At 67.8% G+C, this 12,415-nt stretch carries 9 protein-coding genes and 2 tRNA genes; 1 reads left to right on the forward strand and 10 read right to left on the reverse strand.

Annotation, left to right across the window (positions count from 1 at the left end):
- Nucleotides 1-384: 384 nt before the first annotated feature.
- The 10 genes from JSX79_RS00795 to dnaA form a co-directional block, all read right to left on the reverse strand.
- Nucleotides 385-457, reverse strand: a tRNA-Ala gene (locus tag JSX79_RS00795).
- A gap of 32 nt (nt 458-489) precedes the next feature.
- A tRNA-Ile gene (locus JSX79_RS00800) sits at nt 490-566 on the reverse strand.
- A 76-nt stretch (nt 567-642) separates the two neighbouring features.
- Complete coding sequence (locus tag JSX79_RS00805; protein WP_070417462.1) at nt 643-1,050, reverse strand: DUF3566 domain-containing protein; 408 nt, start codon at nt 1,048-1,050, stop codon at nt 643-645.
- Nucleotides 1,043-3,691, reverse strand: coding sequence for a DNA gyrase subunit A (gene gyrA, locus JSX79_RS00810; RefSeq protein ID WP_070417463.1), 2,649 nt, complete (start codon nt 3,689-3,691; stop codon nt 1,043-1,045). The genes JSX79_RS00805 and gyrA overlap by 8 nt, the downstream gene beginning before the upstream one ends.
- A 117-nt stretch (nt 3,692-3,808) precedes the next feature.
- Nucleotides 3,809-5,812 carry a DNA topoisomerase (ATP-hydrolyzing) subunit B gene (gene gyrB, locus JSX79_RS00815; protein WP_229084714.1) on the reverse strand — a complete coding sequence of 668 codons (2,004 nt, stop codon included), beginning with the start codon at nt 5,810-5,812 and terminating at the stop codon, nt 3,809-3,811.
- A gap of 132 nt (nt 5,813-5,944) precedes the next feature.
- Nucleotides 5,945-6,445, reverse strand: a complete 501-nt coding sequence (locus tag JSX79_RS00820) for a DUF721 domain-containing protein (protein ID WP_070417465.1) — start codon at nt 6,443-6,445, stop codon at nt 5,945-5,947.
- Nucleotides 6,445-7,695, reverse strand: a complete 1,251-nt coding sequence (recF, locus tag JSX79_RS00825) for a DNA replication/repair protein RecF (RefSeq protein ID WP_229084719.1) — start codon at nt 7,693-7,695, stop codon at nt 6,445-6,447. Before recF ends, JSX79_RS00820 begins: the two co-directional genes overlap by 1 nt.
- A 30-nt stretch (nt 7,696-7,725) precedes the next feature.
- Nucleotides 7,726-8,613, reverse strand: a complete 888-nt coding sequence (gene gnd / locus JSX79_RS00830; protein WP_092385584.1) for a phosphogluconate dehydrogenase (NAD(+)-dependent, decarboxylating) — start codon at nt 8,611-8,613, stop codon at nt 7,726-7,728.
- A 70-nt stretch (nt 8,614-8,683) separates the two neighbouring features.
- Nucleotides 8,684-9,829, reverse strand: a complete 1,146-nt coding sequence (gene dnaN / locus JSX79_RS00835; RefSeq protein ID WP_070417468.1) for a DNA polymerase III subunit beta — start codon at nt 9,827-9,829, stop codon at nt 8,684-8,686.
- Nucleotides 9,830-10,302: 473 nt separating this feature from the next.
- Complete coding sequence (dnaA, locus tag JSX79_RS00840) at nt 10,303-11,769, reverse strand: chromosomal replication initiator protein DnaA (RefSeq protein WP_374474643.1); 1,467 nt, start codon at nt 11,767-11,769, stop codon at nt 10,303-10,305.
- A 504-nt stretch (nt 11,770-12,273) separates the two neighbouring features.
- Here dnaA and rpmH point away from each other — a divergent pair.
- Nucleotides 12,274-12,411, forward strand: a complete 138-nt coding sequence (gene rpmH / locus JSX79_RS00845) for a 50S ribosomal protein L34 (RefSeq protein WP_058724833.1) — start codon at nt 12,274-12,276, stop codon at nt 12,409-12,411.
- Nucleotides 12,412-12,415: the final 4 nt, after the last annotated feature.

A 12,415-nucleotide genomic window follows, 5' to 3' on the forward strand; every position in this document is an offset into this window, starting at 1 on the left:
GCCCGCTCACCGGCCCGGCGCCGGCCCGGCGACGGACGGGAGGCGCGGGTCGGCCCCGCCCCGCGCCTCCCGTCCGCCGTCGCGTTCGGCCCACCCCGCCACGCGGCGAGGTCGCACAACCCACCACGCACGTCCGCCGGGGTCCACCCGGAGCCGTGTCGCGGTCGCACCACGCGCCACTCACGTCCACCGAGGTCCCGCGAACGGCCGCCAAGCCGGCGCGAGATGCCACAATCGGCAATCCTCGAGCCCGAACCGACCGAGCCCGCAAGAACGTCGCGCAACGGAACCGATCGCGGAGCGGCGCGCCGAGGGCGCCGACGAACACGACGACCGAGCGAGGCGAAGCGAGGAACGAGCGGAGCATCGCTCACGCCGAGGGAGTGGAGCCTGGGAGAATCGAACTCCCGACATCCTGCTTGCAAAGCAGGCGCTCTACCAACTGAGCTAAGGCCCCGTGACACCCATCGTACGGAGTGTCGGAGGAAGTGGTGGGGCTACAAGGACTTGAACCTTGGACCTCTTCGTTATCAGCGAAGCGCTCTAACCGCCTGAGCTATAGCCCCTCAGACCGGATGAAAGCCTACCGTACGGATCTCGCAGAACGAAATCGAGGCGGTCGGCCCATCCGGCCCGGGTGTGTCAGTTGTTCGTGAAACCGACGAGCAAGCCGCCGGTGATCCGCACACTGAGGTTGTAGAGGACACTCACGATGGCGCCGAGCACGGTGCCGACGACCACGTTGAGGATGCCCACGACGATGGAGAACCCGAGCACCTGGCCCAGCGAGAACTGGTCCATGATCGAGTAGTTGTTCTGCCCGGTGACGTCCTTCAGCAGGGCGTCGATCTGGGTGAAGACACCGGTCTGGTTCAGGATGACCCACACCAGCGCGGTGGCGACGACGATCACGATCGAGCCGGCCAGGGCGATGAGGAAGCTGAGCTTCACCATCGACCAGAAGTCGACGTACACGAGCCGCAGCCGCACCTGACGGGTGCCGACGGGCCGCTTCGCCTTCTTCTGGAGCTTCTCGGCGACACTACTCATTGCTTGACTGGTCCTCTCCGGCCACGGTGTCCGTGGGCACTGTGTCGGCGGGGTCGGCGGCCGCTTCGTCCGGGCTGACCGTCTCCACCGGGCCCGCAGGCTCGATCTCGGCGTCGTCCTGGTCGTCCAGGTTCCGCTCTGTGTTCCGGGCCACCGCGATGATCCGGTCGTTCTCCGCGAACCTCGCGAAGACCACACCCATCGTGTCGCGACCCTTGGCGGGCACCTCGGCCACGGCAGACCTTACCACCTTGCCCGATTGCAGCACGACGAGCACCTCGTCGTCCTCGCCCACGATGAGAGCACCCACAAGGTCGCCCCGGTCAGCGGCCAGCTTGGCCACCTTGATGCCGAGACCACCACGGCCCTGCACGCGGTACTGGTCGACCGACGTGCGCTTGGCGTAGCCACCCTCGGTCATGACCCACACGTAGCCGTCGTCCGAGACGACCCGGGCTGCGAGCAGCGAGTCGTCGTCGCGGAAGGACATGCCCTTCACGCCGGAGGTCGATCGACCCATCGGGCGCAGGGTGTCGTTCGTCGCGGTGAAGCGCAGCGACATGCCGTGCTTCGACACGAGCAGGAGGTCGTCGTGCTCGTCGACGAGGAGTGCCTGCACCAGGGTGTCGCCGTCGCGCAGGTTGATCGCGATGATGCCACCGGTGCGGTTCGTGTCGTACTCGGTGAGCGGGGTCTTCTTCACGAGACCGTGCGCCGTGGCGAGCACGAGGTACTGCGCCGCCTCGTAGTCGCGGATGTCGAGCACCTGCTGGATCTGCTCGTCCGGCTGCATGGCGAGCAGGTTCGCGACGTGCTGACCCTTGGCGTCGCGGCTGGCCTCCTGCAGCTCGTAGGCCTTGGCGCGGTAGACCCGCCCCTTGTCCGTGAGGAAGAGGAGCCAGTGGTGCGTCGTCGTCACGAAGAAGTGCTCGACGATGTCGTCGGCGCGCAGCTGCGCACCCTTGACCCCGCGGCCGCCGCGGTGCTGCGAGCGGTAGTTGTCGCTGCGCGTCCGCTTGACGTACCCGCCGCGGGTGATGGTGACGACCATCTCCTCTTCGGGGATGAGGTCCTCGATGGACATGTCGCCGTCGAAGCCGAGCAGGATCTCGCTGCGGCGGTCGTCGCCGAACCGCTCGACGATCTCCTCGAGCTCGTCGCCGATGATCGTGCGCTGACGGGTCTCCGATGCCAGGATGTCCTGGAAGTCGGCGATCTTGCGCTCGAGCTCCTCGGCCTCGTCGTGGATCTTCTGCCGCTCGAGGGCGGCGAGACGACGGAGCTGGAGCTCGAGGATCGCGCGCGCCTGGATCTCGTCGACGGACAGCAGGTCCATCAGGCCGGTGCGGGCCTCTTCGACGTCGGGCGACCGGCGGATGAGCGCGATGACCTCGTCGAGGGCGTCGAGCGCGGCCAGGTAGCCACGGAGGATGTGGGCGCGCTTCTCGGCCTCGCGCAGCCGGAACTGGGTACGGCGGACGATGACGTCGATCTGGTGGTCGACCCACGCCGAGATGAACCCGTCGAGCGCGAGGGTGCGGGGCACGCCGTCGACGATCGCGAGCATGTTCGCGCCGAAGTTCTCCTGCAGCTGCGTGTGCTTGTACAGGTTGTTGAGGACGACCTTGGCGACGGCGTCGCGCTTGAGCACGATGACGAGGCGCTGACCGGTACGACCCGAGGTCTCGTCGCGGATGTCCGCGATGCCGGCGAGCTTGCCGTCCTTCACGCCCTCGGCGATGCGGATCGCGAGGTTGTCGGGGTTCACCTGGTACGGGAGCTCGGTGACGACGAGGCAGGTACGACCCTGGATCTCCTCGACGTTGACGACCGCGCGCATCGTGATCGAGCCACGACCGGTGCGGTAGGCGTCCTGGATGCCCTTCGTGCCGAGGATCTGCGCCCCGGTCGGGAAGTCCGGGCCCTTGATCCGCTGCATGAGCGCGCCGAGGAGCTCTTCACGCGTGGCGTCGGGGTGCTCGAGCGCCCACTTGGCGCCCGCAGCGACCTCGCGCAGGTTGTGCGGCGGGATGTTCGTCGCCATGCCGACCGCGATGCCGACGGACCCGTTGACCAGCAGGTTCGGGAAGCGTGCCGGCAGGATCGCGGGCTCCTGCGTGCGACCGTCGTAGTTGTCCTGGAAGTCGACGGTGTCCTCGTCGATGTCCCGGACCATCTCCATGGCGAGCGGCGCCATCTTGGTCTCGGTGTACCGCGGGGCGGCGGCGCCGTCGTTGCCCGGGGAACCGAAGTTGCCCTGGCCGAGCGCGAGCGGGTACCGGAGCGACCACGGCTGCACCAGGCGGACGAGGGCGTCGTAGATCGCGCTGTCGCCGTGCGGGTGGAACTGCCCCATGACGTCGCCGACGACGCGCGAGCACTTCGAGAAGGCCCGGTCGGGACGGTAGCCGCCGTCGAACATCGCGTAGATCACGCGGCGGTGCACCGGCTTCAGTCCGTCACGGACCTCGGGCAGGGCACGACCGACGATGACGCTCATCGCGTAGTCGAGGTACGAGCGCTGCATCTCGAGCTGCAGGTCGACCTGCGAGATGCGGTCACCGGAGACGACGATGTCCCCGCTGTCGCCGTGGACGATCTCGGGCTGCTCGTCGGCGCCGTTCTCGTTGTCGTCAGCCATGTGGCTTCGTTCCCTTTCTGGACAGCCTGGAGGCTGTGGTTCCGTCAGTCGCGCCGGGCGCGACCACAGGTGGTCAGGACTGGTCCGCGCGACTCACGCCGCGCCTCCAGGCCAGGATCAGATGTCCAAGAACCGGACGTCCTTCGCGTTCTGCTGGATGAACTGGCGACGGGACTCGACGTCCTCACCCATCAGCGTCGCGAAGACGCTGTCCACCGCGGCGGCGTCCTCGAGCGTGACCTGCAGGAGCGTCCGGGTGTCCGGGTTCATCGTGGTGTCCCACAGCTCCTTGTAGTCCATCTCGCCGAGACCCTTGTAGCGCTGGATCCCGTTGTCCTTCGGGATGCGCTTGCCGGCGGCGAGGCCGGCCTGCATCAGGGCGTCGCGCTCCCGGTCGCTGAACACGTACTCGTGCGCCGAGTTCGACCACTTCAGGCGGTAGAGCGGCGGCTGCGCGAGGTACACGTAGCCGCGCTCGATGAGCGGCCGCATGTAGCGGAACAGCAGGGTGAGGAGCAGGGTCGTGATGTGCTGACCGTCGACGTCGGCATCGGCCATCAGCACGATCTTGTGGTACCGGGCCTTGTCCGGGTCGAAGTCCTCGCCGATGCCGGCGCCGAACGCCGTGATCATCGACTGGATCTCCTGGTTGGCCAGGGCACGGTCGAGGCGGGCCTTCTCGACGTTGAGGATCTTGCCGCGCAACGGCAGGATCGCCTGCGTCATCGGGTTGCGACCCTGCACGGCGGAACCACCGGCGGAGTCACCCTCGACCATGAAGATCTCGGAGACCGTCGGGTCCTTCGACTGGCAGTCCTTGAGCTTGCCGGGCATGCCGCCCGACTCGAGGAGGCCCTTGCGACGGGTGGTCTCGCGTGCCTTGCGTGCGGCGAGACGGGCCTGGGAGGCCTGGATCGCCTTGCGCACGACGTCGCGGGCCTGCGTCGGGTTGCTCTCGAACCAGTGGGTGAGCTCGGTGCCGACGACGCGCTGGACGAAGCCCTTCGCCTCGGTGTTGCCGAGCTTGGTCTTCGTCTGCCCCTCGAACTGCGGCTCGCCGAGCTTCACGGAGATGACGGCCGTCAGCCCTTCACGGATGTCGTCACCCGTGAGGTTGTCGTCCTTCTCCTTGATGATCTTCGCCTCGCGCGCGTACTTGTTGACCAGGTACGTCAGCGCCGCGCGGAAGCCCTCTTCGTGGGTGCCGCCCTCGTGCGTGTTGATCGTGTTCGCGAAGGTGTGGACGCTCTCCTGGTAGGAGGTGTTCCACTGCATCGCGACCTCGAGCGCGATCTTGCGCTCCGGGTCCTCGGCCTCGAAGCCGATGACGTCCGGGTGCACCAGGTCGGCCTTCTTCTGGGCGTTGAGGTACTCGACGTAGTCGGCGAGCCCGCGCTCGTAGAGGAAGGAGTCGTGCCGTGCCTCTTCACCCTCGGCCGGGGTGCGCTCGTCGGTCAGGGTGATCCGCAGGCCCTTGTTCAGGAAGGCCATCTGCTGGAAGCGCGTGCGCAGGGTCTCGTAGTCGAAGACGACGGTCTCGAAGATGTCGGCGTTCGGCCAGAAGGTGATCGTGGTGCCGTGGCCGTCGTCTTCCTCGTCCTTCGACAGGGGCGCGACCGGGACGCCGTCGGTGTAGCTCTGGCGCCAGACGTGGCCCTGTTGGCGGACCTCGACGTCGAGCTCGGAGCTCAGCGCGTTGACGACCGACGAACCGACGCCGTGCAGACCACCGGACACCGCGTACGCGCCGCCGCCGAACTTGCCGCCGGCGTGCAGGACGGTGAGCACGACCTGGACGGTCGAGACGCCCTCGGCAGCGTGGATCCCGACGGGGATGCCACGGCCGTTGTCGACCACGCGGACGCCGCCGTCTTCGCGGATGGTGACGTTGATCGTGTCGCAGTAGCCCGCGAGTGCTTCGTCGACGGAGTTGTCGACGATCTCCTGCACGAGGTGGTGCAGACCGCGGGGACCGGTCGACCCGATGTACATGCCCGGACGCTTCCGGACGGCTTCGAGTCCCTCGAGCACCTGGATCTGGTCTGCGCCGTACGCTGGATCGCTCTGCGGGGCCGCCTCGCCGGACGAGTTCTGTCGGTCGTCGTCAGATCCGGATGTCATTCGAAGGTGCTCCTGCCTGCGCGCGGAACACCCGCGCACTGCACCTCTCAGTCTACCGCAGGACCCCCTCCTCCGAGGGCGGATTCCGGCCGTGGACGGCCTTTTTTCGTCCTCCCGGACGATTTCGTCGCCCTACCCGTAAGTGTCGCGGGGACCGCGCCCCTGAACCGTCCTGGGACCGCGTTTCCAGGTGGGGGCGTCGGGGCCCGAAACCCGGATCGACTGCACCCCCGCCTCGGGGTGCCGCTCGGCGATGGTCGTCGTGACAGTGCTACGCATCAGTCGGAGCTGGGTCGCCCAGGCCGTCGAGTCGCACCGGATGACGAGTGCACCGTCGTCGATGGTCACGGGTCGGGAGTGCTTCGCGAGTTCCTCGCCCACCACGGCGGGCCAGTCCACGAACAGCTCGGACCGGGCGAGGGGCTCGGTCCAGCCCAGTTCCTGCGCGAGCGAACCGACTACGTCACCGAGTCCGGCGGGCTCGCGACCGCGACCGTAAGGCACGGAATCGGGGTCGAGTCCCTTCATACGGCGCCGGCGCGCGTCGACGCCGCGCTTCGAGGGGTCGCCGAAGACGGCGCGGAGGTGCCGGTAGACCCGCGAGGGCTCGGTGGGTCTCGACGGTTTCGGCATCAGAGGCCCGCTCCGGTCGGGTCGGCTTCCGCCCGGTGGTCGTCCGGTTCTTCGGTCGGACTGGAGGCGCGGCTCGGCTCCGCCTCGTCGGTCACGATCGTGCCCGCTTCGATCCGGACCGTGTGCGCGGCCAGCTGCTCGGGCACGTCACCGAACACCGCCGCGGTGATGAGCACCTGCTCGTAGTCGGCAACCGCCCCGGCCAGGCGTTCCCGGCGCGACTCGTCGAGTTCGGCGAACACGTCGTCGAGGATGATGATCGGATCCCCCAGGCTCGACTCGGCGCGGAGGATCGACGCACTGGCCAGCTGCACGGCGAGCGCGAACGACCACGATTCCCCGTGACTGGCGTAGCCGCGGGCAGGTAACCCGTTCAGCTGGAAGAGGACGTCGTCGCGGTGGGGACCGACGAGCGTCAGGCCGCGGTCGAGCTCGTCGCGTCGACGCCGTTCGAGTGCCGCGCGGAACGCATCGGCAGCCGCGGTGACGGTGACCGGCTCGTCGGGTGTCCCGAGGACGGGATCCGTCGCGGCCGCGTCCTCCGGGTCGCCGCCGCGGACGCTCAGGACTCCGGTGATCGACGCCTCGTGCCGTTCGCCGGCGACGGTCGCGTAGGCCTCGGCCACGAACGGGGCGAGCCGCCGGGTGAGGTGGTCACGGGCGGCGATGATCTCGGCGCCGAACGCCACGAGCCGCTCGTCCCAGACGTCGAGCGTCGCGAGCGAACCCGCCTTCGCACCGGTCGCCCGGGCCGACTTCAACAGGGTGTTCCGCTGCCGGAGCGTCCGGTCGTAGTCGGCGAGGACGCCCTGCATGCGCGGGGCGATCTGCCCGAGGAGTTCGTCGAGCATCCGGCGTCGGCCGGCCGGTTCGCCCCGGACCAGCGCGAGGTCCTCGGGCGCGAAGAGGACGCTCGTGCAGTAGCGCGGGAGCTCGCGGGGCTTGATGGCCGAGCGGTTCACCTGCGCCCGGTTCGAGCCGGTGCGGTTGATCTGGACCTCGGCGAGGATGCTGCGGTCCTCGTGCGCGAGCCGAGCGCGGACGATCGCCGCGTCGCAGCCCTGCCGCACGAGTGCCGCGTCCGTCGGGACCCGGTGCGACCCCAGGGTGGAGAGGTAGCCGATCGCCTCGACGAGGTTGGTCTTGCCCTGTCCGTTCCGGCCGACGAACAGGTTCGGCCCGCGTGCGAGGTCGACCTCGGCCTCCCGGTAGTTCCGGAAGTCCGTGAGTTGCAGGTGGTCGACGTGCACGCGGGCCGTGGCCGGGTTGCCCCGGTTGGACTACGCCTTCTTGACGGCGTGGCCGCCGAACTGGTTGCGGAGCGCCGCGACGGCCTTCATCGTCGGGGACTCGCTGCCCTGACGCGAGACGAAGCGGGCGAACATCGCCGCGGAGAGCGCGGGCATCGGCACCGCGAGCTCGATCGCCTCTTCGAGGGTCCAGCGACCCTCGCCCGAGTCGTCGACGTAGCCCTCGAGCTCGTCGAGCTTCGGGTCCTCGTTGATCGCGAGGACGAGGAGGTCGAGCAGCCAGGAGCGGACGACCGTGCCGCGCTGCCATCCGGCGAAGACCGCCGGGACGTCGTGGACGATGTCCTTCGCCTCGAGGAGCTCGTAGCCCTCGCCGTAGGCCTGCATGATCGCGTACTCGATGCCGTTGTGGACCATCTTCGCGTAGTGGCCCGCGCCGACGCCGCCGGCGTGCGAGAAGCCCTCTTCGCGCGGGCCCTCGGGACGGAGCGCGTCGAAGACCGGCATGGCGAACTCGACGTCCTCGGGGGCGCCGCCCACCATGAGGCCGTAGCCGTTCTCCTTGCCCCAGACACCGCCGGAGACGCCGGCGTCCATGTAGCGGATGCCCTTCGCGTCGAGCTGCTTGGCGTGCACCTCGTCGTCGAGCCACTTCGAGTTGCCGCCGTCGATCACGAGGTCGCCCTCGCTCAGGACGTTCGACAGGTCGGTGATCACGTCGTCGGTGATCTTGCCGTGCGGGACCATGACCCACACGAGCTTCTTGCCCTCGGGGAGCGCTGCGGCGAGTGCGCCGAGGTCGGCGACGTCCGAGACGGCGGGGTTCGCGTCGTAGCCGGTGACCTCGATGCCTGCGTTGCGGAGACGGGCACGCATGTTGTTGCCCATGCGACCGAGGCCGACAAGACCGATGTGCATGATTTCCTCTTCTGTTCGTCGTCGCGCTGATGCAGGGATGGCGCGTCAGCGCAGTGTTTGGCTGTTGCGCTTACCGCAGCAGGAGATTGGGCTGCAGCAGGTACCGGTATCCGTCCGCGGCCGGGGCCTCTTGCGAGGTCTGCCCGGTGATGAGCACCGGGCCCGGCTTGTTGGGGTTCTCCGTCTTGGTGAAGGAGATCCGGACGAACTCGGAGTGCACCGCGTTCAACCCGTCCAGGAGGAAGGCGGGCTTCAGCGAGACCACCGTTTCCTCACCGGTCAGCAACGCACTGATCGACTCTGACGCCTGCGCTTGTTCGGAACCGATCGCTTCGAGCGTGAGCCCGTCGACCGTGAAGGAGAACCGGAGGGCGGCTTCGCGCTCCAGGACGAGGGAGACCCGTCGGACCGCCTCGACCAGTTCCGCGGTGTTGATCACCGCGTGGTCCTGGACGGTCTCGGGGAAGAGCCGGCGGACCGGCGGGTAGTTGCCCTTGATGAGCAGCGAGGTGACGGTCTTGTCGTCCGCGTGGAACGCGATGAGCTCGCGGTCGGACGAGCCGCTGATCGACACCGAGACGGTGGACGCCGAGCCGAACGTGCGGCCCACCTCTTGCAGGGTGCGGGCCGGGACGAGCGCGTGCAGCGGGTCCGACCCGACGCGGCCGGAGTCCCACGCGATGGTGCGGACGGCGACGCGGTAGCGGTCCGTCGCGATCAGCGAGAGGTCGTTGTCACCGACCTCGAGCTGGACGCCGGTGATCACGGGGGTGACGTCGTCGCGGCTGGCGGCGACGGCGACCTGGGACACGGCTTCGGAGAAGGCGTCGCCGGGGATGACGCCGGTCTGCTCGCCGATCTCGGGGAGCGTCGGGTACTCCTCGACCGGCATGGACAGCAGCGTGAAGTGCGCCGAACCGCAGGTGACCGAGATCTTGGAGTCCTCGGTGGTGAAGGTGACCGGGGCGTTCGGCAGGCGGCTCGCGATGTCGTTGAGGAGCCGGCCGGAGACGAGCACCGTGCCGGGGTCGTCGATCTGCGCGGCGATGGACGTCTGCGCCGAGACCTCGTAGTCGAACGACGAGAGCGTGAGTCGATCGCCGTCGGCGTGGATGAGGACGCCCGAGAGGATCGGGAGGGTCGTGCGCTGTGGGAGGAGCTTCACCGCGAAGGAGACGGCTTCGGAGAAGACGTCCCGGTTGACCTCGAACTTCACAGCTGGAACCCCTGTCGATCGGTTGGACTGTCCGGCCGCCCCATTGTGGCACAGCCCGGCGAGGCCCGGATTTCTTGTCATCCCGCCGTCCACAAGGTTGGCCCGCTGAGATCAATCGTTAACCAGGAGTAATGGTGTTAACGCCTGTGCACACTGTGGATAACCCTGTTAACACCGCTTGTCCACAGGGAACTACACACGTGTGAGTTGTGAGTGGTGTGTGGGCGGCGTCTGGATGAATGAATCTCATCTATCCACTTCCATCCCCAGTCTCCACAGGTGGCCCCTCCGCTGTGAACAACCGACCGGCGTGTCCTCCACAGTTATCCACAGGCTTTCCACACTGTGTGAAGTCCGGCGCATGGAACCGTCTCAGATGGTGGATGCGCGCGGAAGCAGGCCGATCTGACGGTCGTCAGCCGCGCCTCCAGGGCCGTACCAGATGTGCGCAGCGCGACGCAACGCGACGTGCGTCAGCGGTAGCGGCGGTCCTGCTTGATGCGGCTGGTCAGCTCCGTGACCTGGTTGTAGATCGAGCGACGCTCCTTCATGAGCTCCGCGATCTTCTTGTTGGCGTACATCACCGTGGTGTGGTCCCGGTTGCCGAAGAGCTGTCCGATCTTCGGCAGCGACAGGCTCGTCATCTCACGGCAGAGGTACATCGCGATCTGCCGTGCCGTGGCGATCGCCTGCGAGCGGGAGGACCCGTAGAGGTCGTCGACGGAGAGCTTGAAGTACTCCGCGGTGTGGTTGATGATGTCCGTCGGCGCGATCACGTTGTCGTCGTCGAGCGTGATGAGGTCCTTGAGGACCGTCTGCACCAGGGCCATGTCGACGGCCGTCCGGTTGAGGCTCGCGAACGCCGTGACCCGGATCAGGGTGCCCTCGAGTTCGCGGATGTTGCTCGACACCTTCGAGGCGATGAACTCGAGGATGTCGTCGGGCACCTGCAGGTGGTCGGACTGCGCCTTCTTGCGGAGGATCGCGATGCGGGTCTCGAGGTCGGGCGCCTGGACGTCGGTGATGAGGCCCCACTCGAAGCGGGAGCGCATCCGGTCCTCGAACCCGGTCAGGTGCTTCGGCGCGACGTCCGACGTGATGACGACCTGCTTGTTGTGGTCGTGCAGCGTGTTGAAGGTGTGGAAGAACGCCTCTTGCGTGGAGTCCTTGCCCTGCAGGAACTGGATGTCGTCGATCAGCAGGATGTCGATGTCGCGGTACCGCTGCTGGAACTGGTTCGACCGGTTGTTCGCGATCGAGTTGATGAAGTCGTTCGTGAACTCCTCGCTGGACACGTAGCGCACCCGGATCCCCGGGTAGAGGCTCTCGGCGTAGTGGCCGATCGCGTGCAGGAGGTGGGTCTTGCCGAGACCCGAGTCGCCGTAGATGAAGAGCGGGTTGTAGGCCTTCGCCGGCGCCTCGGCCACCGCGACCGCCGCCGCGTGGGCGAAGCGGTTCGACGAGCCGATGACGAAGTTGTCGAAGTTGTACTTGGGGTTGAGCCGGGACTCGGGGCGACCGCTGGTCCCCGGGGAGTCGATCTGGCTCGGGACGAACGGCGCCTCGATGTACTGGCGGGGGGCCGCACTCTGCTCGACGGCTTCCTGCACCGGCTCGGCGTAATCGGGGACGTTGCTCGTGACCTGCGTGTCGACCCGCGGCTCGGACGCCATGTCCGGGTTCACCGTGATGGCGAAGTTCGCGACCGTGTCGTCACCGATGCGGGAGACGGCCTCGGTGATCGGGATGCGGATCCGCTGCTCGAGCATGCCGCGGGTGAGGTCGTTCGGCACCTCGAGGTAGAGGGTGCCGGCGAGCACGCCCTTCGGCTCGACCAGGTTGAGGAAGCCGTGGAGCTGCGGGGTGATGCGGTCGTCCTCCGAGAGGAGTCCGAGGACGGATGACCAGAGGTCCTCGACGGGGTCGGCCGGCATCGTCATGTCGCGCTCGTCTCCTGATGTCGTGTCGTGCTCGTCGCTGGTGCTCGTCTGCACTGGGTGTCCACCGCCGCCGGACGGACCGGCGCAGCGTCGACCGCCGGAACGTTCCTGGCGAGTCGTCGTGAGTCCGGGTGGCATCGTCGACGGCCCGGACGCGTGTCGTCCCGCATGGTGGTCCACAGGGTTGTCCACAGTCTTGTCCACGACCGGCGCGAGCCGTACGACGAGGGGAATCCCCCGTCGTACCGGGCCGCTGGCCGGTCGATCACCCCACTGTAAAGGACTCGAGCGCGTCGTACCGAACGCACGTTTTCCCCAATGTGGATAATGAACGTGCGCACTGCTCCCGCGGTCGGGTCGACGACGGCGTTTGACCTGCTCGCCCCTGTCACGTACCGTTAACCAGTTGACTGCGGCCGTTCGGTCGCGCCCATCTGCGTCGTTCGGCACCGAGCGACTACACATACGTGACGGCTCGCCGCGAGCAGCCGTGTGGAGAACATCATGAGCAAGCGCACCTTCCAGCCGAACAACCGCCGCCGCGCCAAGAAGCACGGCTTCCGCGCCCGCATGCGCACCCGTGCCGGCCGCGCCATCCTGGCCGCACGTCGCGCCAAGGGCCGCACCGAGCTCAGCGCCTGATCAG

The organism is Curtobacterium sp. GD1, from assembly GCF_020882855.1.
In the GTDB taxonomy this organism is placed as follows: domain Bacteria; phylum Actinomycetota; class Actinomycetes; order Actinomycetales; family Microbacteriaceae; genus Curtobacterium.